General features: G+C 40.3%; 24 protein-coding genes. 6 read left to right on the top strand and 18 right to left on the bottom strand.

The annotated features are described in order from the left end of the window. Positions 1-51 precede the first annotated feature (51 nt). From B4F91_RS00120 to B4F91_RS00095, 6 genes are all read right to left on the bottom strand, one after another. Entirely contained in the window at positions 52-441 is a 390-nt protein-coding gene (locus B4F91_RS00120) for a hypothetical protein (RefSeq protein ID WP_024033620.1), read from the bottom strand. 396 nt (positions 442-837) lie between these two features. Then, positions 838-1,515, bottom strand: a complete 678-nt coding sequence (locus B4F91_RS00115; protein ID WP_286938090.1) for a tetratricopeptide repeat protein — start codon at positions 1,513-1,515, stop codon at positions 838-840. Next, complete coding sequence (locus B4F91_RS00110) at positions 1,512-3,431, bottom strand: pilus assembly protein N-terminal domain-containing protein (RefSeq protein ID WP_286938088.1); 1,920 nt, start codon at positions 3,429-3,431, stop codon at positions 1,512-1,514. Before B4F91_RS00110 ends, B4F91_RS00115 begins: the two co-directional genes overlap by 4 nt. A gap of 183 nt (positions 3,432-3,614) precedes the next feature. Continuing rightward, the gene (locus tag B4F91_RS00105) at positions 3,615-4,187 is read right to left on the bottom strand and encodes a tRNA-(ms[2]io[6]A)-hydroxylase (RefSeq protein ID WP_286938087.1); all 573 of its coding nucleotides are present in this window, start codon (positions 4,185-4,187) and stop codon (positions 3,615-3,617) included. Positions 4,188-4,262: 75 nt separating this feature from the next. Further along, positions 4,263-4,892: a sulfotransferase gene (locus B4F91_RS00100; protein WP_286938084.1), complete on the bottom strand. Its 630-nt coding sequence runs from the start codon at positions 4,890-4,892 to the stop codon at positions 4,263-4,265. 11 nt (positions 4,893-4,903) lie between these two features. Next, complete coding sequence (locus B4F91_RS00095; RefSeq protein WP_054982679.1) at positions 4,904-5,278, bottom strand: MAPEG family protein; 375 nt, start codon at positions 5,276-5,278, stop codon at positions 4,904-4,906. 118 nt (positions 5,279-5,396) lie between these two features. Between B4F91_RS00095 and B4F91_RS00090 the strand changes: the two genes are divergently transcribed. Then, on the top strand, positions 5,397-6,755 hold the full coding sequence (locus tag B4F91_RS00090; RefSeq protein WP_248442335.1) for a DUF2254 domain-containing protein: 1,359 nt from the start codon (positions 5,397-5,399) through the stop codon (positions 6,753-6,755). On the opposite strand, the gene B4F91_RS00085 is transcribed toward B4F91_RS00090, so the two are convergent. The 3 genes from B4F91_RS00085 to ggt form a co-directional block, all read right to left on the bottom strand. Beyond that, complete coding sequence (locus tag B4F91_RS00085; protein ID WP_004586601.1) at positions 6,745-7,473, bottom strand: SIMPL domain-containing protein; 729 nt, start codon at positions 7,471-7,473, stop codon at positions 6,745-6,747. The genes B4F91_RS00090 and B4F91_RS00085 overlap by 11 nt on opposite strands. 152 nt (positions 7,474-7,625) lie before the next feature. Beyond that, entirely contained in the window at positions 7,626-9,320 is a 1,695-nt protein-coding gene (locus B4F91_RS00080) for an NAD-dependent malic enzyme (RefSeq protein ID WP_004586602.1), read from the bottom strand. Positions 9,321-9,462: 142 nt separating this feature from the next. After that, the gene (gene ggt / locus B4F91_RS00075) at positions 9,463-11,241 is read right to left on the bottom strand and encodes a gamma-glutamyltransferase (RefSeq protein WP_286938082.1); all 1,779 of its coding nucleotides are present in this window, start codon (positions 11,239-11,241) and stop codon (positions 9,463-9,465) included. 97 nt (positions 11,242-11,338) lie between these two features. On the opposite strand from ggt, the gene rrtA reads away from it, so the two are divergent. Next, positions 11,339-11,923, top strand: a complete 585-nt coding sequence (gene rrtA / locus B4F91_RS00070) for a rhombosortase (RefSeq protein ID WP_286938080.1) — start codon at positions 11,339-11,341, stop codon at positions 11,921-11,923. A 78-nt stretch (positions 11,924-12,001) separates the two neighbouring features. Here the strand turns inward: rrtA and B4F91_RS00065 are convergent, their stop codons facing one another. The 5 genes from B4F91_RS00065 to B4F91_RS00045 form a co-directional block, all read right to left on the bottom strand. Beyond that, on the bottom strand, positions 12,002-14,506 hold the full coding sequence (locus B4F91_RS00065; protein WP_286938078.1) for a S9 family peptidase: 2,505 nt from the start codon (positions 14,504-14,506) through the stop codon (positions 12,002-12,004). A 104-nt stretch (positions 14,507-14,610) separates the two neighbouring features. Continuing rightward, on the bottom strand, positions 14,611-15,774 hold the full coding sequence (locus B4F91_RS00060; RefSeq protein ID WP_286938076.1) for an endonuclease/exonuclease/phosphatase family protein: 1,164 nt from the start codon (positions 15,772-15,774) through the stop codon (positions 14,611-14,613). A gap of 115 nt (positions 15,775-15,889) precedes the next feature. Continuing rightward, a complete protein-coding gene (locus B4F91_RS00055; RefSeq protein WP_096739643.1) occupies positions 15,890-17,041 on the bottom strand; it encodes a 5-(carboxyamino)imidazole ribonucleotide synthase in 1,152 nt (383 codons plus the stop codon). A 2-nt stretch (positions 17,042-17,043) separates the two neighbouring features. After that, entirely contained in the window at positions 17,044-17,526 is a 483-nt protein-coding gene (gene purE, locus B4F91_RS00050) for a 5-(carboxyamino)imidazole ribonucleotide mutase (RefSeq protein WP_024033606.1), read from the bottom strand. A 150-nt stretch (positions 17,527-17,676) separates the two neighbouring features. Beyond that, positions 17,677-19,266 (bottom strand): ABC-F family ATPase, encoded by a 1,590-nt coding sequence (locus B4F91_RS00045; RefSeq protein ID WP_083901794.1) that lies wholly within the window; start codon positions 19,264-19,266, stop codon positions 17,677-17,679. Between the two features lie 637 nt (positions 19,267-19,903). Between B4F91_RS00045 and B4F91_RS00040 the strand changes: the two genes are divergently transcribed. Both B4F91_RS00040 and B4F91_RS00035 read left to right on the top strand, forming a co-directional pair. Next, complete coding sequence (locus B4F91_RS00040; protein ID WP_064385619.1) at positions 19,904-21,115, top strand: porin; 1,212 nt, start codon at positions 19,904-19,906, stop codon at positions 21,113-21,115. A gap of 203 nt (positions 21,116-21,318) precedes the next feature. Beyond that, a complete protein-coding gene (locus tag B4F91_RS00035; protein ID WP_286938637.1) occupies positions 21,319-22,455 on the top strand; it encodes an MFS transporter in 1,137 nt (378 codons plus the stop codon). Between the two features lie 260 nt (positions 22,456-22,715). On the opposite strand, the gene B4F91_RS00030 is transcribed toward B4F91_RS00035, so the two are convergent. Next, positions 22,716-23,330 carry a MarC family protein gene (locus B4F91_RS00030; RefSeq protein ID WP_004586612.1) on the bottom strand — a complete coding sequence of 205 codons (615 nt, stop codon included), beginning with the start codon at positions 23,328-23,330 and terminating at the stop codon, positions 22,716-22,718. A gap of 172 nt (positions 23,331-23,502) precedes the next feature. Continuing rightward, the gene (locus B4F91_RS00025; protein WP_288635310.1) at positions 23,503-23,985 is read right to left on the bottom strand and encodes a GNAT family N-acetyltransferase; all 483 of its coding nucleotides are present in this window, start codon (positions 23,983-23,985) and stop codon (positions 23,503-23,505) included. Positions 23,986-24,084: 99 nt separating this feature from the next. Here B4F91_RS00025 and B4F91_RS00020 point away from each other — a divergent pair, with 99 nt between their 5' ends. Beyond that, a complete protein-coding gene (locus B4F91_RS00020) occupies positions 24,085-24,288 on the top strand; it encodes a hypothetical protein (RefSeq protein WP_286938635.1) in 204 nt (67 codons plus the stop codon). A gap of 63 nt (positions 24,289-24,351) precedes the next feature. On the opposite strand, the gene B4F91_RS00015 is transcribed toward B4F91_RS00020, so the two are convergent. Then, a complete protein-coding gene (locus B4F91_RS00015; protein ID WP_004586615.1) occupies positions 24,352-24,546 on the bottom strand; it encodes a CPXCG motif-containing cysteine-rich protein in 195 nt (64 codons plus the stop codon). A gap of 235 nt (positions 24,547-24,781) precedes the next feature. On the opposite strand from B4F91_RS00015, the gene msrA reads away from it, so the two are divergent. After that, the gene (msrA, locus tag B4F91_RS00010; RefSeq protein ID WP_286938634.1) at positions 24,782-25,381 is read left to right on the top strand and encodes a peptide-methionine (S)-S-oxide reductase MsrA; all 600 of its coding nucleotides are present in this window, start codon (positions 24,782-24,784) and stop codon (positions 25,379-25,381) included. A 46-nt stretch (positions 25,382-25,427) separates the two neighbouring features. Here msrA and B4F91_RS00005 read toward each other — a convergent pair. Continuing rightward, positions 25,428-25,776 (bottom strand): hypothetical protein (locus B4F91_RS00005; RefSeq protein ID WP_286938633.1); only part of this gene is annotated, 349 nt, incomplete at its 5' end.

Below are 25,776 nucleotides of genomic sequence, written 5' to 3'. Positions count from 1 at the left end.
CAAATTTCACTGCCACACGGTTGTGGCAGTGTGATTTAGGTAGTTATAAATTTAATTACCTTGTGAACCACCTGCTGCTGTACGTGTCGCAGCATCGCCGCTTGGCGTTGCATTAATAAGTGCAGCACTTTCACTAAAGTCAGAGGCAACAAAAGTAAACGAGCTACCATCACCTGCGTAAACATCTACTGCATCAACATAGCCAGAGCCTGAAATTTCTGCAGTGCCTTCGGCGTTGATCATGCCATCAAATACATAGCTTTGATCTAACGAGCCAATTGCTTCTGCTACATCTTCAAGCTCGCTGGTTACAGAGTCTCGTAAGGTTGATAAACCAATTACCAGCGCTGCCACCATAGAAGTTGAAAGAATAATTAGCTCAGAAGTAAGTACAAAGCCTTGTTGTTTTTTACCGTTTAAGTTGCTTTTCATAGTTTTCATAATGATCACCTTAAATGTGTTAGAGCTTATGCCCACTTTATATATAGCGAGGACCGTGCCATTAATTAAGTACATAAAAATCAGTTAGTTACTTTTATTTTTTTAAAATATGCTTTGCTTATCCTTGTTATGATTCGCATTTTGCAAATCATTATTAAAGTGCGTTAAAACGCAAGCAGAGATTAATTAAAAGGCAAGCTGTTAACTCATTTATACAAAGCTTTTAAAAGTAAGAGAGACGAGCAATTAGTTGGGATTATTCACAAAGCGAGATAGGTTTAAACAACGCCGAGTAAGGCTATTTTAATTGTTTAGGTAGGTACGTTATTTTTACTTTTTATGAGCGGGTTTAACTAAGGAGTGCGCAGTTTAATAAAATAAAAAGGCCTTGCGGCCTTAACTTTTACAATTACCAAGTACCGAAAGTTTCGCGTAGCGCGCTGTGGCTTGGCTGTGCTGCGCATCAAAACCTATTGCCTCATTATAATAATGACACGCCAATGCATTATCAGGTGTCGCCTCAGCTATTAGCCCTTTGTGATAGTAATAATGGCTTTTATGCGTGCCAAATTTATAGGCAAGCTCTAAATAGTTAGCTGCAATAACATAATGCCCTTGCGCATAATAAATAGACGCCATTTGTAAATACGGTGAAGCCTCAGTACCAAATTCATCAATAGCGTACTGGGCAATTTGTTTTGCTTTGGCTAAATTGCCTTGCTCAATAGCCAAGTTAATACCTAAAGATAGCGCGTTTAAAGGCGGGTTAGGTAAATTAAGAAGCTTGTTTATTACCGATTGCGCCTGATTAGCTCGTCCGCTTTTATAAAGTGCATAAGCTGATACAGATAAAATAACCTTATTGTTTGGGTGCTCAAGCATTAACTGGTTAAGCTCATGCACTATGGCTAAACAATTAACCGCGCTTACCCCTTCACAAGTTAAAGCACTGGTGTTTAGTGCATACTTAGTAACAATTTCACTTAGTGCAGTATGTGGGTTTACACTGGGCGCATAATCTATATGTGCGCAGCCCGATACACTCAGTAAAATAACGATATATATTATTCTCATAACCCTTGCTCCTGTATAAAACTGGCCATTTGGCTATCTAAATCAACTGTTTGCCACACACGTAAATTATTAACCGGCTCGCGGACTAAATTAGGGGTTACCACAATAATCAACTCGCGGTTGTTTTCGCTTTTGCTGGTTGTTTCGCTTAATTTACCAAACAGGCTCTCGCCGTTTGCATTGGGTACAAAGTCGTGACTGGCGTTGTTATCTGTACTAATTAAGCCACCAATAATTAAAGGTTGCCCGTCTTGTAAACGGGTAGATGTTTGCATGCTGCGCGTATTAAATGCACTGCTGTTTAAACTGCTGCCGGTGCTTTGTGCTATTTCTGCTGTAAGTGTGGTGTCTGGCAATGAAATAACCGGATTTAAATCAAGGGTTATGCGGTCTCTGTCATCCACTAAAGCACGAACATTGAGCTCAACGCCGAACGATTTAAACTCAGTACCACTAAACACTGAACCGCTGTTACCTTGTTGCCCGCTGGTAACGCCAGATGGGCTGTAGCTTGTAGGTACTGGCACTTCGCCGCCTACTTTAAATACCGCGCTTTCGCCTGCAAGTACGGTAAGTGTAGGTCGCGAAAGCGTTCTTGAAATTCCCTCTTGCTCTAGCAAAGAAAACAACATATCAATTGCAAATTGCGAGGTTGATAACTGCAAGTTATTTGTTAATTGTCCGCCAATTAATTGCAGTGCGTTTTCTATTGATGCTGAGCCAGACTCACGGGCATTCATGCCTTCTAGGCCAAATAAACCTTGCTCGTTGTTATACCCATTCGAAAGCACACTAATATCTGGACGCCATTGCTTTAAGCGGCGCTGATTAACTTCATAAAGCTGCACCGACACCCTCACTTGAGGTAAGTCTTCTACTTCAATGCTTGAGAGCACTTTACCTTTAGCCACCGAAAGCAAAGTTGCCCGCGCTACGTTTGAATTTACATTACTTAAAGTCAGGCCAGAATCGCCATTTAATAATCCGCCAGACTCATTTGCGAGTACTTCAATAGCGCTTGTTTCGTTTTGCGTTGCACTACTGATAAGCCCGTTTGGATCTAGTGCCGATGTGGGTGCTTGGCTTGCTTGCTCTGGTTCAAATAATTTATTGATGGTATTTAACAAACGCACCAGTTCAATTTGATTTTTAACTGTGCCGCTGAGCATAAACACATCGTTATCATCGTTTGATAACTCATCAACGGAAATACGTTTTACAGTTACTTTGTCAGCCCCCATCGATTTTAACACCTGCGCTATGCGCGCTTCCTTAGGCTTTGGCGCTTGCGTAACTTTAATAAGGTTAATAATCGCTACTTTACTTGAGCTTTGTGCTAAGCCATTGTTTAAATTACCCATGCCCTGTAAACGCTGCGCTAAAGAATTAAACATTCCTTGGTTAGGCGCAGAGGTAATAACAGGTTGCGCCGATTGTGAGCTACTTGCATATAAATAGTTTTTTGCCGCTTCGTGGGCTGCATGGCGATAATTAAGCGTAGGTACTTCGCCGCGTAGAACTACCGCGTGTCTATCAGGTGCGATGGTGAGCGCTAAGTTAGGATGAATATCGTTAAGCGCATTTTCAAGTACGCTGTAGTCTTCGGTCACGCCCAGTAAAAATGTTTCTGATGTGTTGTCGTCATACCACACCATCATAGAGGTGCGGCCCAACTTTTTAGCTAAAATTAATAGCTCGCGTCCGTTTACTACGTTTACATCGAGTGTGGTTTCGTGGCCTAGCGCAACACGTGCTATATCGCGGTTAAATACAAAGCGAGTATGGGTCCACTTAACTAAGTGGGATACTTTTTTTACTCTATCGCCATTGGCGTTTTCTATGTAATTTAAATTGCTTTGCTTGGCGTATACACAGCACGGTAAAAAAAGTATTACAAAAATAATGGCTTTAAACATATGCGCGTCCTCAAGTATGCGTTGGTTTAACAGAGCAAGTTTAAGACCAGCAAATATTTAGCTTTAAATTCAATAAATTAAGATGATTGGAGATATGAGCACAGGCGGCTTTAGTATTTTGATTTGCAAAATGCAAATGAAGTTAGGAGAGAAGGCACAAAGCAGTGCTTTGTGCCAAAAGTATTAATGCAGTGCGGCAGTAAAAGGAATGCTTTTACAAATTTCAGCTTCAGCGACTAGTAGCTCTTCTAGACGGACATCAACTTCTTCTTTATCAAAGTATTCGTACGCTAACTCTACAAATAAGTTTTTATGTTTTTCTTCTGATTTAGCAATCGCCACATAAAAGTCTTTTTCTTTACCCTCTGGTAATGCTTGGGCAACCAATGAAAAACGCTCGTGGCCGCGGGCTTCAATAACGCCGCCAACCAGTAATCTATCCATTAAAAATCCATCACGGCCATGTCTAAATAAAGCGCGTATTTGTTTTATGTATGGATCTTTTTTGTCATCACCTAAATTAGTATCGCGTTCAATAAGCAGTTTAAGCACTTGTTTAAAGTGGATTAACTCCTCAAGCGCTAAATCGGTCATGGCTTTTACCAGTTTACGTTTGTCTGGGTAATGAGACAGCATAGAAATAGCCATGCCCGATGCCTTTTTCTCAGCGGCGGCGTGGTCTTGTAAAAACGTATTAAAGTCGGCTAAAACCGCTTCGGTCCATTCAAAGGGGGTTTTGTATTTTAATTCAAACATTTTTTGTACTACTTAAAAAATAATGCGGGGATTTTAGCGTATTTAATAGTAAAAATCTTGCAGCGAAGAGCAAAATTAACGCATATAAGGTAAATGCTTATCTATGCGCCCTTTTGCTGTTGAGTCAATTTTTAACGGGTGTTTAATATCGTTCCATGCGGTCACTTTGCCGCCTATGTTCATTTTTTCAAAGTCGGTGCGCTCGCTTTTAATGCCCAAAAACGCAGTAAGCTCGGCAAAACTTTGTGGCTTTGCTATATCAATTTCTAAGTAGTCGTTACTGCGGTGCTTAAAATACTCACGCGCGTTTGCTAAATGTGTGTTGTAGCACTTTGTTAAATAATCATCTTGGTTAATATTATCAATCGATAAGTCAGTAAAGGTCGTTAAGTAACAGCGCTTTATATGAATATTAAAACCACCGTCTGGGCGCGTTAAATTAGTATGCATTCGCAGCAGCAACTGCCTAATTGAGGCAACCCAGGTTTTTTTTTCGCGCGCTAAATATATAAATTTAGCGCCGGGGTAATGGCTATCTAATGCTCGGTAGTCATTAAATACGGGGGTATCGGCTATGGCTGTGGCGTTTTCAAAACAATACGAGGTGTACGCGGTGTGCGCCGTGGCAATGCCAAACTCTAAAAAAGCGTGGCATACACTGGTGGTGCCTGTACGCGGAAGCCCTATTATAAATATTTTACTCATAACAGCTATTACTAACTATTGCGTGTTACAAGCAATAAAAAGGCACTAATAACCATCACTAAAAAGGTGGCAATGGTACCAATTTGGCGATATTTAAGATTGTTTTCAACAATGCCTAAATTGTGAAAAACGCGCCCTATTAATAATGCGCCCCCTAAAATATTACAATAATGGCTGGCAAGGCCTTGGTATTCGGCTAAAAAAAGCAAAATAATCGCAAAGGGTACGTATTCCATAAAATTAGCATGGGCACGCACAGCACGTTGTAATTTAGGGTTGCCGTTATCGCCAAGCGACACTTGTTCACTGCGGCGCACTTTGATCACATTAAAACTTAAGTAAATATAATAAAACGCTAAAAGCGCAGCATACGTAGAAACTATCACGGTGTTGTCCTGTTTTATTTTTGGCAATAATAACATAGTTTTGCACAATCATAAGTTTACTTAGTAACTATGCTACAGTGTGTATTAGTTGAATTTTATAACGCAATGAAAGGAATTTATGTTTGTCCCTCGCAAAGTAGCCGACCGCTATCGTGAAATGATCAACAGCATTGGCTTTTACCCTTCTGTACTTTCGGTTGGTTTTTTACTTTTTGCTGTAATTACCATGTCGCTTGAATACATAGCACCTGTAGAGCAGCTCAAGGCGTTTATATCTGTTGTGCTGGTAGATAGCGCCGAAAATGCCCGCACCATTTTAAGCACGCTAGCAGGCAGTATTATATCGCTTACGGTGTTTAGTTTTTCTATGGTGATGGTGGTATTAAATTCGGCCAGTGCCAGTTTATCTCCGCGGGTTGTACCTGGGCTTATTACCCGTAAGTCGCATCAAATGGTATTGGGTTTTTATTTAGGCAGCATAATTTACTCAATTATTATGCTCATTAATATTAATAAGCTTGAAGGTGGCGATACCGCTATTCCATCGCTTGGGGTACTGCTGTCATTGGTGTTTGGTTTAGTGTCGCTTGGCTTGTTTGTATTTTTTATTCATTCAATATCTAAAGCTATTCAAGTAGATAATGTACTTAACGGTTTATTTAGCCAAACTAAACGCGAAATTAAAGCCATTATTGATAGGCAATCAGAAAAACCGTTCACTGACTTTCCTGATTTTACACAGTGGCACTCAGTTAATAGCACTACCGAGGGTTATTACAAAGGGGTGCATACAGATAAGTTATGCGCCATATTAGCCGAGGAAAATATTCGGGTGTATATCTCGGTAAACCAAGGTTACTTTACCGTTAAAGGCTATCCGTTTTTAAAATGTGATAAAGACATTTCTAACAACGAAGAACTTATTGCTAAAATTTTAGACTGCTTTATTTTTTATATAGAAGAGTACATTAGCGATCATTACCGTTATGGATTAACGCAAATTTCAGAAATTGCCGTTAAAGCAATGAGCCCTGGTATTAATGACCCTGGTACAGCGGTTAAATCGATAGATATGCTGAGTATTTTATTAATTGAGCGCCTGTCGCTTAACGATACAAACTATTCGTTTAAACACAGCGACAACGCCCCGTTACTCTTTATACACGAAACCAGTTTTGATGAGTTACTGCACGATAACTTTACGCCACTGCGCAATTACGCAAAAGGCGATGCGTATGTAATGACGAACGTTTTAGAGGCATTTAAAAATATATTGTTTGTAGCGCATGGCAATGATGCAGCCCGAAACAGCCTATTTAATTACTTAAATGCCATTGTAGATGACATAAACGAGCATGTAAGTAACGAATACGACAGACAAGAAATTACCAACATGCTTAACGCTATTGCCCGTATTAGCAAGCCACAAGGGGATAAACTAGTGGCTCGTTTTACCTGCCAACATACTAGTCAATAAAGTAAACCGCATAGCTAGACGCTGTTACTTTAATTTCTCCAGCATGATACGCATCAGGAACAAAGTTACCGGGTGCGCTATCTGCCACCATCATGGTTTTTTCTGAGCGTGCATAAGGCTGCGCAGGTACGTTCATCGGGCTTAGCGACGCCGTATATAACCCTTTAAGCTCAACGCCGTAATCAGCACTTAGTTCTTTAGCGGCTTTACGGGCATCTTGAATGGCCAATTTTTGCGCCTGTTTGTGCAGCTCTTCATAGTTGCTCGCTAAAAATTGAGTTTGGTTTATTTGGTTAATGCCGTTATTTACTAGGTTTTGTAACAGCTGAGGGTATTTTTCGATTTGCGAGAGTTTAACGCTTAACGTGCGCGACACTCTAAAGCCTTTAAACTCTTGCTCGCCAGAGCTTCTGTTGTATTGGCTTTCGCGATTTATAGAAATATGCCCTGCATTAATATTACCGTCTTTAATGCCAAGCTCTTTTACTAATTTGATCGCTTTAGCCATGGTTTTATCGGCTTTGTTTTTAGCATCAATTAGGTCTTTATCTATTTCTACAATGCCTACGCTTAATTGTACATAGTCAGGCATAGTGGTTACGGTTGCTTCACCTTTAACATAAATATGAGGAGCGTTAGGTGTTGAGTTTGCATGCGCATCAACACTTAAGGTACTTAAGGCAATTGCGCTACTTAATAAAAGAATGTGTGTTTTCATTGCATTATCCATTGTATTTTTGTTGTCACCATTAAAGAGCCTACGTGGTTAACAATAAATGAACAAGCACAAAAAAACAGGCAATTGCCTGTTTTTTGTAACTGGCTGTAACGCAACGTACAGCCTTATTTACTTTACGTTACTTAGCGTAATTAAATGCTACAACGTTTGTAGTTACGGTATTTAGGTAACCAGTAATTTCTATCAATAGCAGCCCACAGTGCATCGTCGCTAATCTCAAGAGCTACGCCCTCTTCAATTGCTTTTTTAGCCACTGCAAATGCAATACGCTTACTTAACGTTTCAATTTCAGTCAGTGCAGGTAATAAGCTGCCTTTACCGGTGTTTGCACGGGGGGATGACTCAGCCAGCATTTCGCTCGACATGCTCAGCATTGCATCGGTAATGCGTGTTGCTTTTGCTGCAATTACACCTAGGCCAATACCTGGGAAAATATAACTGTTGTTACACTGTGGAATTGGGAACACTTCACCATTAAATTCTACTGGCTCAAATGGGCTACCCGTTGCTACAAGTGCTTTACCTTCAGTCCATTTAATAACATCAGCTGGGTGTGCTTCAACCTGCTTAGATGGATTACTTAATGGGAAAATAATCGGCTGCTCACAGCCTGAGTGCATAGCGCGGATAACTTGCTCGGTAAATAAACCCGGTTGACCCGATACACCAATTAAAATATCAGGTGCTGCACAGTGCATTACATCTAATAATGAAGCGTATTCGCCGCTGTAAGTCCACTCGCTTAATGCAGCTTGTGGTTGCGCTAGTGCTTGTTGAAAATCGCGTAAGCCTTCCATGCCTTCAGTGAGTAGGCCAAAACGGTCAACCATAAATACTTGGCTGCGCGCTTGTGCTTCGCTAATACCTTCAAACACCATTTGGCTAATAATTTGCTCGGCGATACCACAACCGGCTGAGCCTGCGCCAACAAATACCACTTTTTGCTCGCTAAGGGTTGAGCCTTTAACACGACACGCAGCTAATAAAGAGCCCACAGTTACCGCTGCAGTACCTTGAATGTCATCGTTAAAGCTACAGATTTCGTTACGGTAGCGTTTAAGTAAAGGCATAGCGTTTGGCTGTGCAAAATCTTCAAACTGCAGTAATACATTTGGCCAGCGACGTTTAACCGCTTTAATGAACAAGTCTAAAAACTCATCGTATTCATCTTGCGCAATACGCTTATGACGCGCGCCCATGTACATAGGGTCATTAAGAAGTTTTTCGTTGTTAGTACCTACATCAAGCATTACAGGTAATGTGTACGCTGGGCTAATACCACCACACGCTGTGTAAAGTGATAACTTACCAATAGGAATACCCATGCCACCAATACCCTGATCGCCTAGGCCTAAAATACGTTCGCCATCGGTAACCACAATTACTTTTACTTTGCCTTTGGTGGCGTTACGTAGAATGTCGTCAATTTGATAGCGATCTTCGTACGAAATAAATAAGCCACGTGCACTGCGGTAAATATCTGAGAATTTTTCACAGGCATCACCAACCGTTGGCGTGTAAATAATTGGCATCATTTCTTCAAGATGATCACGCACTAAACGGTAGTAAAGTGTTTCGTTGTTATCTTGAATGGCACGCAAGTAAATATGCTTGTTTAAGTTATCGTTAAAGCTTGAATACTGCTGATAACAACGCTCAACCTGCTCTTCAATTGTTTCAAAACGTGGAGGAAGCAAACCCGCAAGGTTAAAGTTTTCGCGTTCTTTTTTACTAAACGCGCTGCCTTTGTTTAAAAGCGGAGTTTCAATTAGGCCAGGGCCAGAGTAAGGAATATAAAGGTAGTTAGGATCAGTATTAGTTGTCATATTTCCAGGCTTTAACGGAGTCTTAAGTTATGATCTGCCATTATCATTGTAAAAGGTTAAATTGCAATGACAATTAAGCTTGTCAGACCATTGAGAGAAAACACATGCAGGCTTCACTGCCTGCATGGCTATTATACATAAATTAAAATTTGATAGTGGCGTTTTTGTCAGTTAAATCCGACAAAGCAACCCCTTCACGGCGCGGATCGGCACCGCCATACAATTTATTGTTTTTAACCTCTACGGCATGTAAGCCAGAGTTTAAATCAAGTACGCGTACCGCATGGCCGCGTTTAGTTAATTGTGGGGCTATGGCTTCAAGCGCAGTGCCTTTTTCAAGGCTCGTGTAATCGTTACGATTGGTGGTTCTTGGCAGGTTAATCGCCTCTTGTGCCGATAAGTTCCAATCCAGCACACCAATAACCACTTGCGCTACATAGTCAATGATACGGCTGCCCCCTGGCGAGCCAACAACTAAGCGTAAGCTGCCGTCGTTGTTAAACACCATTACTGGCGACATAGAGCTGCGTGGGCGTTTGCCCGCCTCAACGCGGTTAGCTACTAATTTGCCGTCAATGCGTGGCGAAAGCGCAAAATCGGTTAATTGGTTATTTAAAATAAAGCCATTAACCATCACAGTTGAGCCAAACGCCATTTCAATTGAACTGGTCATTGATACGGCATTACCAAAGCTATCTACAATGGATACATGCGATGTTGATGGCAACTCAAAAGAATCATCTTTTGCGTAGCTTAAGTAGCCTACCGGATTACCTGCGACTGCTCTTGTGTCTTGCTCAGTAATAAGCTTGGCGCGCGATGCAATGTACTTTTTATTTAACAGCTCTTTGGTAGGCACTTGTGTAAAATCTGGGTCGCCCATGTACATATTGCGATCGGCAAATGCTATGCGTGAGGCTTGGCTAAAGTAATGAATTGCCTCTTCGCTATTAGGTTTAAGCGCGCTCATGTCTTTGTGTTCTAGCAAGCCCAAAATTTGTAATACCGCTACACCACCACTGCTCGGTGGGGCCATAGAGCACACATTATAAGCACGGTATTTAATACATACTGCGTCGCGTTGCTTGCTTTTGTAATTAGCCAGGTCTGATTCGCTTAATGTACCCGGTGCAATTTTTGAATTTTGCACTGCGTTTACCATTTGCTTAGCGTTATCGCCTTTATAAAATGCATCAATGCCTTGTTTAGCAATGTCTTTGTATAAATTAGCTAAGGGCTGATTTTTTTTAATCGTACCGGCTTTAATTAATTCGCCATTAGGGTAAAAGTACTCGTTAATCACCGGCATACTCATTACACCTGGGTTTAATTGGCGTGCTAATAAACCGTGTAAACGTGGCGACACCTCAAAGCCCTGCTCGGCAAGTTTAATAGCGGGTTTAAATAACTCGCTCCACGCAAGTTTACCGTATTGTTGATGCGCACTTGCAAAGGCATGCAAAATACCAGGCACACCCACAGAGCGACCGCCAACAACTGCTTCAATCCACTTAACGGCTTTACCGTGTTTATCTAAAAAAAGGTTTTCGTCTGCATTTTGTGGCGCGGTTTCACGGCCATCAAAGCTTGTAAGTAGGTTATCGGCTTTGTTGTAGTACATCATAAATGTACCACCACCAATGCCCGATGATTGTGGCTCAACTAAGGTAAGCACTAATTGCGTTGCAATTGCCGCATCTACCGCGCTTCCGCCTTTAGCTAAAATCTGTTGTCCGGCTTGTGAGGCATACGGGTTAGCCGCGGCCACCATGTATTGATCACCGGTTACTAATTGTTTTTGTACAATTGAGGTGGTGGCTTCTGGCTCGCGAATTTCTAATTTTGCAGGTTCTTTTGCTATTGTTGGCAGCGTTACTGCAAACAAACCAATAGTAAATAATGACTTAAGTTTAAAATGCATAAAAATACTAAAAACACTTAATTACGTAGTTGTATTTGGCATCTTAAAGTTAAACGGGCACAATATGCAAAAATTTTGACTAAAAAAACATAATAAAATGCTTAATTTACCGCTACAACCTCGTTATTTACTTCCGCCATTATTTTTGATGCTTTTTAGTATTGTTTTTGCTGCATTTGATTTAAATAATTTACTTGAATTTAACCGAGCGCTCATTGAAAACGGCGAAGTTTGGCGAGTGTTTACCAGTCAATTTGTACATGCTAACTGGGCGCATTTAGGATTAAACGCATTAGGGATATTTTTAATTTGGTTACTGCATGGCGAATACACGTCGCCTGCGCGTTATGCCTTTAATGTGTGTTTTTTAGCACTGTGGTGTGGGCTCGGCGTATTATGGTTTTGCCCTGCTATATCTATATACACGGGCTTAAGCGCCCTATTGCATGGTGTCATTATTTGGGGAGCGGTGAAAGACATTACCCAGTCGCTTAAATCGGGTTATTTATTATTTATAGGCGTGTGGATAAAAATAATAATGGAGCAAGTAAACGGCCCCGATGCCAGTATTGGCCAATTAATTGATTCAACCGTTGCCATTGATGCGCACTTAATTGGCGCGGTGGGCGGCACATTGCTTGGCATACCTTTAGCAATTAAATACTTAAAAAATATCGATTAAGCTTTTCAATATTAATAAAAACGCCGAGTTAGTTAACGCGGCGTTTTTGTTTTCATACTTTAATTTTTAAATTTAAGATTAAAGTGTTTCTTTAAATAATTTATGAATACGGCGGTATTCATCTAACCAGCTTGACGGCTGTACAAAGCCATGCGGCTCTACCGGAAAGATAGCCGTTTCAAAGTTTTGTTTTTCAAGTTCAATTAATCGCTGTACTAAACGTACTGAGTCTTGAAAAAACACGTTATCGTCAACCATAGGCGCGTTAATTAATAAGCGCTTGTTTAAGCCCTTTGCGTAATAAATTGGCGAGCTGCGCTCATACGCAATGGGATCTACATCTGGGTGATTTAAAATATTAGCCGTGTAAGCGGTGTTGTAATGCGCCCAATCGGTTACTGGACGAAGTGCTGCCCCCGATTGAAATAGCTCAGGGGCAGTAAATAGCGCCATAAAGGTCATAAACCCGCCGTATGAGCCACCGTATGTGCCTACTGCGTTGGTATCAACATTTGCGTTTTGCGCCATCCATTTAACGCCATCTGCTAAATCTTGCGTTTCAGGTGTACCCATTTGGCGATAAATCGCAGTACGCCAATCGCGGCCATAACCTTTAGAAGCGCGGTAATCCATATCCATCACTATGTAACCTTCATCGGCAAGTAATGAATGAAACATAAACTCACGAAAATACACAGACCAACCCATGTGTGAGTTTTGTAAATACCCTGCTCCGTGGTTAAAAATAACCGCTTTACGGGTTTTGCCTGTTTCACCTTCTACATAGTCACTTGGGTAATACACCTTGGCATAAATAGGTTGCTCTGTGTGGCTAGATGGCACGGCAACAATTTTAGGTGCGGTGAGCTTTTTAGCTAAAAATTCATCCGACACCGTATGGGTGAGCTGTGTAGCCGTGGTGTTTGCTTTAGCATCGGCAACAAAAAGCTCTGTTGGCATTGTTATTTTAGAGTGCTTAAGCAGTAATTTACTTTCGTCTGGGCTTAACGTGTAGTCGGTCATACCGTTAAGGTCTGTCACTTGCTCGTTTTTACCTGTTTGTGGATTAACACGGTAAATTTCGTAAAGGCCTGGGTGCTCTACGTTTGCCTTGTAATAAATAGCGCTATTATCATGAGTTAACGTAATGTCCGATACTTCAAACTGGCCACTAGTTAAAGCGGTTGCTTTGCTGTTAAGCGGTTTTTTGTAAAGCTGACTATAGCCCGACTCTTCTGATAAGTAATACAGGGTGTTTGAATTATGTAACCAGCCAAAATTGTTAAACGCGTAAGCTATCCAAGCATCATCATGCAGGCGGTGCTGCGACACAAGCTCGTTTTTATCAAAGTCGATTGTGGCTATCCAGCGGTCTTTGTTATCCCACGCCTCTAGCATAATGGCAACTTGCGTGCCATCATCGTTCCACACTATGGGAGCTTGGTTTAAACCCCAATTAGTAATTAAGTTAATACCGCGTGGCGCTTTTTTAGATTTATACGTTTTACCATCACGCGCGTAGTTTTCTTTTTTAACCTCGGCTAAAACATCTTCATCAAAGCCCGGTAGCGTATCAAAGCTCAGTGGTGTTTGTGTTTTATCTACAAGGTTGATGTGTATCACCGATGATGTTTGCTCTTTTGCATCAGCCACACGACGGCGCACTTTTTTAGGCTCTATAGTGGCATCATCGGTGATGTAATTAGGCATAATATCGCCTTTATCACGCCACGATTGCTGCTTTTGCAGCACAACAATTAAAGCATCACCGTTTGGCGATAGTTGCGCTTCTTTAATTACATTGCCATCACCTAAATAAAAAGCAGTGTTAGCAATGGAGCTATTTTGCGCGTTTATTTGCTCATTGCGTGTTTGTGTATCCTGTTTGTTTTTATGTTGTAGCGCCACAAACTCAATCAGTTTATGCTGCTCTTTTGCTATGTAACTAGTTGGCTCTTGTAAGCCTTTTGGCTCATCGGCCAATTTTAAGTTAGCAAGCTCTGTACTTAGCCCTGTTTTTAAATCAACTTTAAAAAACACATTACCTTGGCGGTAAACTAAATCGCCATTGTTTAAAAACTGTGGTTTAGACTCATTAGCTGAGGTAGCAGTTATTTGTTTAAGTTCACCCGTTGTTAGGTTTTTAACAAATACATTGCCTTTAAACGTATAAGCTTGAAGTGTTCTATCTGATGAATAAACCGCTTTAGAAGCACCTACAGTATGCAGTTTATCAAGTGAAACTTGCATCGCTTTTTTGCTGTTAATTGGCTGGCTATAAATATCGTTTAGGTTACTGCCTTGCTGCTTTTGAGCATAAATAATGGTGGCGGAATCACTTGCCCAGTACGCATTTTTAGGCTGGTTGCCTATCCAATCAGGATTTGCCATGGCTTGTTCTAGCGTAATATTTTGCGAGCCAGCATCAGCAGGTGTGTTTACAACCGCAGCAACAGGAGTTGCTGGTAAAGCGCTTTGCTGTGATAAAGAGGTATTAGCGGTAGCACTACAACCTGCAAGCATAATGCTAGAGGTTACAGCAAGCGCTACTAATGTTTTTGATGACGATAGGTTAAAAATCATAGTGCTTCTATACGGTTATTATAATTGAGCCGTATTTAAGCAGAAGCACTTGAGTTATTGCAATTTTTTAAGATAAATAACGCATTTTCACGGTAAAGCTGAGTTTACTCTATTAGCAAATCGAGCCACACCAATCGGTGATCGCTCGATGCGTTTCTATCTTTTATTAATCTATATTGCTCGCTGTTTTTAGTGGGCCAAAACACCCCGCCATCTTGTATTTTGAACCCATAGGTAGACGGTAAAACATAATCTACACGCGCTTGCCAGTTAGCGGTAAAGTGCTTTGCGTATGGCTGCGGGTATTGCTCTTTAGCACCGGCGCTTTGCGGTATAAATTGCGAATTTATAAGTGGGTTATTTAAAATTTGATTGGTGGTTTCAACCCGTGCTTTATCCCCTTCAGGCGCGGCGTTTAAGTCACCTAAAATAACAAACCGAGAGTTTGCTTTTAATCCGCCTTTTTGGCCGTTATCGTCGTAAATATAGGCTTTATTAGCAACATAATCGGCAATTAACCTAACTTCGTCATGATTACGTTTGCCGTTTCTGTCTTCGTCGCCATCAAACACCGGCGGGGTTGGGTGCGAGGCAAGCACATGCACCGTTTTATTGTTTACTACAACAGGTACATCCCAAAACGATTTAGAGCTAAGCCTAAGCGCTTGCCATTCTTGCGTGTTATACCAATTCTCTTTTGTTTTAGGGTCTATTGGCATTTGCGCATTAGGCATATCTTTATATTTAAACGTTTGAAGCGTGCGCAGTTTCTCAAGGTTAATGGGGTATTTAGATAAAATAGCCATCGCGTAATGGCCTTCAAAAAAACCAAAACCTTGAGCATCGCCCATTACAGCGGTTTTTTTACCGTTGTTATCAAGGTCAAACTCAGTAGCAAGGCCTGTATTTACAGGGGCAATAAAACTGTATGGGTAATCAATCGGGGCTTGTTTATTTTGGCTTACATTTAAAAACTGGCGTTTAAAATAATCTATACCTTGCGCTTTTGGTACGTAGTCAAACTCGTTTAATAAAATAATGTCAGGGCGAACACGCTGAATTATTTCGGCTATATTTTTTATTTGCTGGTGGTTTGATTTTAGTGCATTAACTAGCGCATCGGGGTTAACTTGCTCGCCTTTTGGCGTGTGATTAGTTGCATCCATACTCACATTAAAAGTGGCAATACGAAGGCTTTGGCTGGCTGTAGCATTTAAACTAAATGAAGCGGCAATGGCTAATGCGCCATAAAGTATGTTTAGTTTCATTTTTTTACTTCAAAAAATTAAAAAATAGACTTTACCAGTATTACACAATTAATACCTATTTTTATGACAAAAAAATACCGGCTTAAGCCGGTATTTAATTAGATAATTGCAGCCTTTACTCACTTAGCATAAGTGCAGTAGCGGCTTTTAAAATGCCGGGGTACGCTTGCTCCGGTAGGTAATCGGTAAGTTGCCCAAGCTTATCGGCAAGGTTATTAATGTTATCTGCAGATACATTAATATGCCCCATTTTACGCCCAGGTTTTGCTGTTTTTCCGTACCAGTGGCTGGTTACATCACTGACTGTTAAAACCTCGGTAGGAATACATCCTTGGCCCAGCACATTAATCATGGCGGTAATATGCTTAAGCTCTGTACTACCTAGTGGTAAACCCGCTACAGCTCGCATGTGGTTTTCGAACTGCGAACAATGGCAGCCTTGCTGTGTCCAGTGTCCTGAGTTATGAACTCGCGGCGCAATTTCGTTAACCAGTAAAGTACCGTTTACATCAAAAAACTCAATGGCAAGTACGCCAACATAATTAAGCTCGTTGGCAATTTTTGTAAATGCACTATGGGCCTGCTGCTCAACCAGCGTGTTATTTTTACCCGCAATCGACAAAGTAAGAACGCCGTTGGTGTGCTCGTTTTCAGTAATTGGGTAAATAGCCACATTACCTTGCTTATCGCGTGCACCAATAATAGAGACTTCACGGTCAAACGGGATCATTTTTTCAGCAATAATGCTGTGTGGCGCATCCTGTGTGCCAGAGGCAATAAAATCAGCCATTTCCGACCAAATTTGCTCTATTTGGTCATCTGATTTTAAACGCCACTGCCCTTTACCATCGTACCCTGCTTGGCACGTTTTAATAACCAGCGGTTTACCTAGGGTTTTAACCGCTAATTCTAAATGCGCTTTTTCTGTGATCAGTTGATACGGCGCACACGCTACGTTTGTTTTATCTAGTAACGCTTTTTCTAATGCGCGGTCGCCACCAGTTTTTATGGCAGCTTTACCTGGGTAAAATTTATTACTGTTGCAGCACAGTGTAAGTACATCATCGGGGATATGCTCAAACTCTGCGGTAATCGCATCAGCGTCACTAATTGCCTGCTCAAGTGTGGTTGTGTAAATTTCACCGGTTAGCGGATGCATAATTTTTTGGCTGCCTACATCGTACGCAACCACATTTAAATTAAGGGGGGCGCCTGCTAGGCTCATCATTCGTGCAAGTTGGCCGGCACCTAAAATTAAAATTTTCATTTTTACTCTGCAGGATTAGGGTTAGCTAAAATAGTCTCGGTTTGCTCTTTACGAAATGCCTCAATTTTTGCAAAAATTTCTGGGTTTTGGCACCCTAAAATTTGTGCAGCAAGTAAACCTGCGTTAGCAGCGCCTGGCTCACCAATAGCAAGTGTACCTACGGCTACGCCTTTTGGCATTTGGCAAATAGATAACAATGAATCTACACCGTTTAAAGCTTTAGATTTAACCGGTACACCAAGCACAGGAAGCGATGTAAATGCCGCTGCCATACCCGGTAAATGCGCAGCACCACCGGCACCAGCAATAATCACTTTTATGCCACGATCTGCGGCTGAATTTGCATAATCTGCAAGAAGTTGAGGAGTGCGGTGCGCAGAGACTACTTTTGTTTCGTACTCAATACCAAATTTTTCGAGCATGAGCGCTGCGTGTTCCATGGTTGGCCAATCTGATTTAGAACCCATAATAATGCCAACAGTCATAAATACTCCTCAGTAATGTATTTTAAAAATAGCGGACTTATGTCCGGTTTTAGGCGGGTATTATACCCAAACCAAGTTTAATTGCGACTCACAAAAACAAAAAAAGCCACGTTTAAACATGGCTTTTAAAGGGTTGCAGTTACAAAGTGCTTATACTTCTTTGCTTGCTAGGTATTCGCTGTAGTTGCCTCTAAAGTCAATCACCTGGCCGTCTTTTATCTCCCAAATGCGGGTAGCAACCGATGATACAAACTGGCGATCGTGCGATACAAACAATAATGTGCCTTCGTACGCTTCTAATGCAAGGTTTAACGCCTCGATAGACTCCATATCCATGTGGTTTGTTGGCTCATCCATTAACAGTATATTTGGTTTATGCATCATAATTTTACCAAATAACATACGGCCTTGTTCACCACCTGAAATAACCTTTACAGACTTTTTAATATCGTTTTGCGAAAACAACATGCGCCCTAAAAAGCCACGAACCACTTGCTCGTCGTCGCCTTCTTGTTGCCATTGCTCCATCCACTCAAACAAGTTCATGTCTTTTTCAAACTCGTCAGCATGATCTTGCGCGTAGTAACCAATATTGGCATTTTCAGACCACTTAAACTCGCCCGACTTAGGTGCTAAGCGCCCAGCAAGCGTATTAAGTAATGTTGTTTTACCTACACCGTTTTCACCGATAATAGCAATGCGCTCGCCTACTTCTACTAAGCCTTCTAAATTTGAAAATAGCGTATTGTCTTCAAAACCTTGGCTTAGGTTGGTCATTTCTAATGCATTACGAAATAGCTGTTTTTCTTGCTCAAAGCGAATAAACGGCGATTGGCGAGAAGAGGCTTTTACTTCTTCTAGCTGAATTTTATCAATACGTTTTGCGCGCGACGTTGCTTGTTTAGCCTTTGACGCGTTTGCAGAAAAGCGCGATACAAACTGTTGTAGTTCGGCAATTTGGCTTTTCTTTTTCGCGTTTTCACTTAATAGGCGCTCACGTGCTTGTGTTGCTGCAAACATGTACTCATCGTAGTTACCTGGGTAAATACGAAGCTCGCCGTAATCAATATCAGCCATGTGCGTACATACTGAGTTTAAAAAGTGACGGTCATGCGAGATGATGATCATGGTGCAGTCGCGTTGATTAAGCACATCTTCTAACCATTTAATGGTGTAAATGTCCAAGTTATTGGTTGGCTCATCTAGTAGCATAATATCAGGGTCAGAAAACAGTACTTGCGCAAGTAACACACGTAGTTTAAAACCAGGTGCTATTTCAGACATAGGGCCGTAATGCTGCTCTGTCGAAATACCTACCCCTAATAAAAGCTCACCCGCTTTAGACTCAGCTGAATAGCCGTCCATTTCGGCAAACTCAGTTTCTAAATCGGCTACTTTCATGCCGTCTTCTTCACTCATCTCTGGTAATGAGTAAATGCGATCGCGCTCTTGTTTAATATCCCATAATTCTTTATGGCCCATGATCACAGTATCAATTACAGAGTATTCTTCGTAAGCAAACTGGTCTTGGTTTAGTTTAGCCACACGTTCATTTGGATCTGTACTTACGTTACCTGCAGAGGGCTCTAGTTCGCCACTTAGGATTTTCATAAATGTAGATTTACCACAGCCGTTTGCACCAATTAAACCGTAACGGTTTCCTTCGCCAAACTTTGCAGATATGTTTTCAAATAACGGTTTAGCACCAAATTGCATGGTGATGTTAGCTGTACTAATAATAGCGCTACCCTCCAAGGGGACATGATGTATTTAAATTGCGCGCAGTTTAAACTAAATACAGCTTTTTTTCTATGAAAGTTTAAGGTTGAAAGCGTATGAACTATGCCCTATTCCACTCATTAAAGGCGTAAATTAATGCCTAACAAATAGTGCCTAATAACGCGATTAAGCCAGTGAATGCTTATTCAACTAAAAAAATGCGCTTAGCTAAAAATAATAGCGCGATTTGTGTGCCATATCAGGGTTTAAATTTTAATTAATAAACCCGTTTAACTTAATAAGTCGATTGTTTATCGCAAAGCATTTTAAAAAACAGATAACTGGGTATATATTTATGATATAAAATGCTTTTTAGAGTTTTTGCACTAGCGTTTTATTTTTATCCAACATGAAAAAAACTCAATTTAAAACCCACTGACTTGCGCTACTTTCAGCACTATTTACGTAGTTTTTAATCAAAAAAAACATATCCCTTAACAGATAAAAAACACCATTAACCTCCAGTGAATATTTATTCATTTTTGGTGTTAATTTCATTGATTATTTTTCACTTTTGAGCCCATTAGGGCTTTGCTAGTCTTCATGCCTTCTAAATTTAATGTCACTTTTTAAAGTTAATACACACAAGGCATCACAAATGATTAAAAACTTTGTAACCCTACTATTAGGAACAAGCATAGTAGTTGCGCCAGCTGCTTCAGCAGTAGAGCTCTATAAGGATGAAAAGAACACTATTAAAGTAGGTGGTTACCTTGATGTGCGCGTTATTAATACGCAAAACCAAACCGAAGTGGTAAATGGTACATCGCGTATAAACTTTGGCTTTACTCGCCAACTTAAAAAAGACTGGTCGGCACTAGCGCTAGTTGAATGGGGTGTAAACCCTGTTGGTAGTAGCGATATTATTTACAATAACCGCTTTGAATCTATTCAAGATGAGTTTTTATATAACCGTTTAGGTTATGCAGGCCTTTCGCACGAAAAGTACGGGCAAATTACCATTGGTAAACAATGGGGTGCGTGGTACGACGTAGTTTATGGCACCAATAACAGCTTTGTATGGGATGGTAATGCTGCGGGTGTTTACACATACAATAAAGACGACGGTGCAGTAAATGGTACTGGCCGTGGTGATAAACTAATTCAATACCGTAATAGCTACAACGACTTTAGCTTTGCAGTTCAAGCGCAACTTAAAAACAGTGAATTTTATACCTGTGATGTTGATGACATTTCTGAAGAAGCGTGTGAAGCCCTGTGGAATGATGGCGACAGCGCAGCTCAAGAAGTAGAATTTAACTACACCTTTGGTGGGTCTGTAACTTATAACGCAACCGACATGCTAACGTTAACAGCAGGCGTAAACCGTGGTGAATTTGATGTAACATATGGCGATGGCACAACACAAACTGTTGAAGACTTAATTTTTGGTGCGGGTGTAATGTGGGGCAGCATTGAAAAACCAGGTTTATACGTTGCCGCTAACATAAATAAAAGTGAAAACCACGATACCGATAACCTTGGGCGCTTAATTAAAGACTCTATTGGTGTAGAAACCTTTATGTCGTACCGTTTTGATAATGATGTGCGCCCTTTTGTGGCTTATAACATTTTAGATGCCGGTGACGATTACGTTATTCAACCTAACTTTAATACCGATCCTAATGATGTATTCAAACGTCAATTTGCTGTGATTGGTGTTCATTACTTAATTGACGAAAACACCATTGCCTACGCTGAAGCCCGTAAAGATTTTAGCGACTTTGAAAGTGAAGACAAAGACCAGCAATCGCAAATGGAAGCCTCAGAAGACGACGGGATTGCATTTGGTTTTAGATACAAGTTTTAATTTCCCACCATAACAACACACAAAGCCCAGCTATATGCTGGGCTTTTTTATTTTAAACGTTAAATAATGAAAAAATTTAAATGTATGAATGCGTTAACAATCGCTATTATTTGTTATATCACTTTATAAAAGCTGTGTGCGCTGCGTATTAATAATGCCTGTAAACATACTTATAAATTCACCCGAAAATTAATGGAGAGAAAATGAGTTCACTCAAAACCGCCGGTAATTTTACTCTACTATGTATTGCCAGCTTAACCATAATGGTTGGCACCCTATTAGCGCCGGGTTTAGTTACCATTGCTGATGGCTTAGGCATACAAAGCAACAGCGTATTATTAATTACTTTACCTTCTTTAGGTGCGGTGGTGTTTGCCCCCCTAGCCGGAAGATTAATAGACAAGTACGGCGCATACCCTTTACTTATAATAGGTTTATTTTTATACGGATTAGTGGGTGCATGTGCCTACTTTTTACATGGCCCAACCTTAGTATTTATTAATCGTTTTGCATTAGGTGGTATTACAGCAATAGTGATGGCAAGTTGCACCGTATTAATTTCAACGTGGTACAGCGGCGAAGCCCGACTGAATATGATTGCCAAACAAGGCATGGCGATAGAGCTAGGTGGCGTTATATTTTTATTTTTAGGCGGTGTTTTAGCGTCAATGTATTGGGGATTACCCCTTGCTTTGTATTTAATTGCTTGGGTATTTTTAGCTATGTTGCTCATGTTTGTACCCCGGAAGCAGCAATTAAACGCCCAAAACACAGAGCAAACTCAACAAATAAAAAAGAGCAATTCAAACGCATTAACGCTTAAAGGGGTTTATATAGTATCAACCCTAGCTATGACCATATTTTTTACCTCAACTGTGCTTTTACCTATTACCTTGCACGCACTAAATTTTAATGAATCAGAAATAGGCCAACTATTGGCTTTTATATCGTTAATTGCGGTATTTACAGCGGGATTTATGCCTAAAGCAACTAAGCTCCTTAGTGAGAAAAATGTATTAGCAATCGCATTTTTTGCCTTTGGTTTATCATACCTTTGCTTTATGCAATCAAGTACATTGATATTAGTATTAGGCGCGCTATTAATTGGTATTGGCTTTGGTTTTAGCATTCCTCTTTTAAACCACATGACCGTAGAGCTAAGCCCAGAAAATGTACGCGGACGTAACTTATCGTATTTCACAATGGCTGTGTTCTCCGGTCAGTTTTTTACCTCGTTTATGGAATACATACCTGGGGGTGAACATAACGTATTTATAATATGCAGTATTTTAAGCGCCGTTGTAGCTATCGCCCTTCTTGTTAAACCTAAAGCGCACTAAGTAGCCAATTACCCCCTATTTATTGGCTACTTTTATTCTCCTTCACTCTTTAGCTAAGTTAAGCACTTAATAACAATTTAGTATGATGTGTTCTTTTGCTATAAACCCACCAGCAATGGTTGTTGCTTTAGTTAATTGCGTTGTAAAGTCAGTTTTTTAGCCTTAGCAAACAAGTATTAATTAAAGCGATTATAAGCAAAAAGGCATGCACTGTATATAAATACAGTACATGCCTTTTTTATAACAAACCTTAAGATTCATCAGGGCCCTAGTGTTACCCACTGCTTAACTTCAAGTGCAGTCATTATCAGCTCTACAGAAAAAGCAGCCAGTATCATCCCCATCACACGCGTTAAAATAGACGCTCCGCCAATACCAATTAGCTTTATAATTTTGCCCGACAGCAACAACAAAATTAAGGTTACACCCAACACTGCCAGTGTAATTAACGCTGTGCCTATTTGGGTTGTAATTGGGTGAATGTGATTATCGGTAAGTAATATAACGGCTAAAATAGCCCCTGGTGTGGCGGTAGCAGGTATAGCAAGGGGAAACACTGCAATATCGTGCCCTGGGTCTTGTTTTGCTTTATTTGAATCATTACCAAATATCATTTGTAGGCCAAACAAAAATAAAATTATCCCGCCCCCTAACTGAAACGATACCAGCCGTATACCCATCGCATTTAAAATAAGCTGCCCTATTAAAATAGAGCCAAGTAACACAGCACCTGCATATAGCACAGTTTTAAAAGCAGTTTTACGACGTTGTTGATCAGTTAAATGAGAAGTGAGCGCAGCAAAAAGCGCCATAGTCCCTATTGGGTCAATAGTGGCCCAAATAACGAGGGCATCTTGAGATAGTTTTTCTAGCATATAAAATCCTTGTTAAGCGAACACGTTTTAAAAACTCGGGTAACAAATTCATTTGCTTACGCTTAACTATAAGCCAAATTGGCTATTTTTTATATTGCATTTGTTCCTCTTATGATGAAATTTACTAACGTGTATAATGTAAATGCAGCACTAATACATTACTAATGCAGTACTAAACGTGTTTATACCAAATAGAATGCTCACCCAAACTAAAGCCTAATTTAACTAATAAGTTATGCGAACGCGCATTATGTGCACTTACCTGCGCCGCTAAGTAGTTTAGCGGTATAGCCTCTTTAAGTGTTTTAACAAAGCCGGTAATTACCTCAAACATAATGCCCTCATCCCAATACATAGGATCAAGCTCAAATCCAATAAACGCCCTACTTTTACAAGGCGATAAATTATAAAGCCCGCAGGTGCCCATAAGTTTGCCATTTATATTATGTTCAATAGCCACTCTTATCACTTCGCCTTCGTAATAGGCGGTAATATCGTCTTGTATTAATTGCTTAATTTGGCATTTACTTAATGGGGTTTTATAGTCGTTAAATTCGCTCACTTGCGGGTGATTCAAAATAGAAAATAACTGCGGGGCATGCTTATGGGTAATTAAACGCAATGTAACGCGTTCAAGCTGAGTTGTTTTAAACATTTTATACAGGAGTTAAAATAGCGCTTTATGGTTAAGCATTATTAACTTACCATAGCGTATTCACAAGCATTATCTTTATAGCCAATATTGAGAGCAATAATGAGCGACGATTTTAAAGTAATTCAACCTACCACAACCGTATACTGCCCTAAACGTGGTGAGGGCTGGACCCTAACAGGCATTACTAATATAAACGAGTTTACCTCGGTAATGTTTGACGGCACACGTTATACACTCCCCGCTCGCGAAATAGTAGAAGAGCTGTTACCAAACCAATTAGCCCGAGATCAAAACAATAGCTAGCACCCGTGTATAAACGGTAGTGGCTGCCACTGTGCAGCCACCTATATAAAGAGTAACGAAGGATTAAAACGTATCGTCTTCACTGTATACATTTACTTTTAACTCGTCTTCATCTTCAAAAACAACAAACGAAATAGGCTTACAACATACTTGGCAGTCTTCTATGTATTGCTCACCAATATCTGCCGCGTCTAATAATACTTCTATACTTTCGCCGCAATACGGGCAACTTATCGATTTTTCGGTTAACTGGTTCATTTAACACCTGCTACTTTTATCTCAATGCTTTCACTTTAATAAACACACTCTGATAATACAACATTGTGCTACAGAGGTTAGCTAATGTACGTATGGCCTTAATTAAAAACCATTACGTATATTACTTTTTCGATATTCACGTTAGCCTACTAAAAACAATGAAATAGTAATAACACTTAGCAGGTCTAGTTATAAAGAATATGTATTTAAACTCATACTAGGGGTAGATTATTTTATGAAAAAATCACTTACGCTTGCATTAACATCTGCCGCAATTTTGTTTAGCACCTTTTCACATGCAGCCAAAACCGAAAAAGCAGTTTTAGCCGGTGGATGTTTTTGGTGTATGGAAAGCGACTTTGAAAAGCTCAAAGGCGTAAAAGATGTTATATCGGGTTTTACCGGCGGTAAAATTAAAAACCCGACCTACAATGGTAACCATCAAGGCCATTATGAAGCAGTACAAATTACTTACGACCCTGATATAGTAAGCTACAAAGGCATACTTGATCATTTTTGGGTAAATATTGATCCCTTTGATGCCAAAGGCCAATTTTGCGATAAAGGCCCAAGTTATTTAAGCGCCATATTTGTAGCTAACGAGCAAGAGCGCAAAATAGCAGAGCAAACCAAACAAGCCGTAATAGCAGAATTCCCAAATCAAACAGTGGTAACGCCTATACTTAATGCCAGCACTTTTTACCCAATTAAAGGTAAAGAAAGCTACCATCAGGATTATTATAAAAATAACCCCATACGCTACAATACCTACCGCTGGCGCTGCGGACGCGATAACCGCCTAGAAGAAATTTGGGGCGATAGAGTCACACATTAAAAATCTATAGTTAAACGCTTGATGGGTTTACACAAACCCATCTAACCTATTCTTTCAAATTATCATGATCTGAAAGTTTATATTGTTTAGGTATAAAAACCATTACAGTAACTGCTAGTGCTAAAAGAAATACAAATCTTAATACTGAAGATGGAATAATAGTTTCTAAAATATTCACTAAAATTATCAGAGGAATTACAGCAATAATACCAATCAGCTTATGCCTTTGGGTAAATTCATGGAGCGCCCCGCATTCAGTACACCTATATTTTGTAGACATACGAGCAACAACAAACCAAGCTAATGATATATTCTTTTGGCAATTCAGACATTTTGGTAACATACAAAATCCTTTTAAAAATTTTAGCGTTTTGATCTGACCCCGATAAAGTAGA

Source organism: Pseudoalteromonas sp. UBA6610 (genome assembly GCF_002433295.1).
GTDB lineage: Bacteria > Pseudomonadota > Gammaproteobacteria > Enterobacterales > Alteromonadaceae > Pseudoalteromonas > Pseudoalteromonas atlantica.
The sequence above is the reverse complement of the archived record's forward strand: the minus strand, read 5'-3'. Positions and strand labels throughout refer to the sequence as shown.

Excerpts from the sequence above, each read along its gene's own strand:
- B4F91_RS00115 (WP_286938090.1), bottom strand. The coding sequence starts at position 1,515 with ATGAGAATAATATATATCGTTATTTTACTGAGTGTATCGGGCTGCGCA.
- B4F91_RS00040 (WP_064385619.1), top strand. The coding sequence starts at position 19,904 with ATGATTAAAAACTTTGTAACCCTACTATTAGGAACAAGCATAGTAGTT.
- B4F91_RS00090 (WP_248442335.1), top strand. The coding sequence starts at position 5,397 with ATGTTTGTCCCTCGCAAAGTAGCCGACCGCTATCGTGAAATGATCAAC.
- B4F91_RS00110 (WP_286938088.1), bottom strand. The coding sequence starts at position 3,431 with ATGTTTAAAGCCATTATTTTTGTAATACTTTTTTTACCGTGCTGTGTA.
- B4F91_RS00060 (WP_286938076.1), bottom strand. The coding sequence starts at position 15,774 with ATGAAACTAAACATACTTTATGGCGCATTAGCCATTGCCGCTTCATTT.
- B4F91_RS00055 (WP_096739643.1), bottom strand. The coding sequence starts at position 17,041 with ATGAAAATTTTAATTTTAGGTGCCGGCCAACTTGCACGAATGATGAGC.
- B4F91_RS00100 (WP_286938084.1), bottom strand. The coding sequence starts at position 4,892 with ATGAGTAAAATATTTATAATAGGGCTTCCGCGTACAGGCACCACCAGT.
- B4F91_RS00120 (WP_024033620.1), bottom strand. The coding sequence starts at position 441 with ATGAAAACTATGAAAAGCAACTTAAACGGTAAAAAACAACAAGGCTTT.
- B4F91_RS00030 (WP_004586612.1), bottom strand. The coding sequence starts at position 23,330 with ATGCTAGAAAAACTATCTCAAGATGCCCTCGTTATTTGGGCCACTATT.
- B4F91_RS00020 (WP_286938635.1), top strand. The coding sequence starts at position 24,085 with ATGAGCGACGATTTTAAAGTAATTCAACCTACCACAACCGTATACTGC.
- ggt (WP_286938082.1), bottom strand. The coding sequence starts at position 11,241 with ATGCATTTTAAACTTAAGTCATTATTTACTATTGGTTTGTTTGCAGTA.
- B4F91_RS00085 (WP_004586601.1), bottom strand. The coding sequence starts at position 7,473 with ATGAAAACACACATTCTTTTATTAAGTAGCGCAATTGCCTTAAGTACC.
- B4F91_RS00035 (WP_286938637.1), top strand. The coding sequence starts at position 21,319 with ATGAGTTCACTCAAAACCGCCGGTAATTTTACTCTACTATGTATTGCC.
- msrA (WP_286938634.1), top strand. The coding sequence starts at position 24,782 with ATGAAAAAATCACTTACGCTTGCATTAACATCTGCCGCAATTTTGTTT.
- B4F91_RS00025 (WP_288635310.1), bottom strand. The coding sequence starts at position 23,985 with ATGTTTAAAACAACTCAGCTTGAACGCGTTACATTGCGTTTAATTACC.
- B4F91_RS00080 (WP_004586602.1), bottom strand. The coding sequence starts at position 9,320 with ATGACAACTAATACTGATCCTAACTACCTTTATATTCCTTACTCTGGC.
- rrtA (WP_286938080.1), top strand. The coding sequence starts at position 11,339 with ATGCTTAATTTACCGCTACAACCTCGTTATTTACTTCCGCCATTATTT.
- B4F91_RS00105 (WP_286938087.1), bottom strand. The coding sequence starts at position 4,187 with ATGTTTGAATTAAAATACAAAACCCCCTTTGAATGGACCGAAGCGGTT.
- purE (WP_024033606.1), bottom strand. The coding sequence starts at position 17,526 with ATGACTGTTGGCATTATTATGGGTTCTAAATCAGATTGGCCAACCATG.
- B4F91_RS00015 (WP_004586615.1), bottom strand. The coding sequence starts at position 24,546 with ATGAACCAGTTAACCGAAAAATCGATAAGTTGCCCGTATTGCGGCGAA.
- B4F91_RS00065 (WP_286938078.1), bottom strand. The coding sequence starts at position 14,506 with ATGATTTTTAACCTATCGTCATCAAAAACATTAGTAGCGCTTGCTGTA.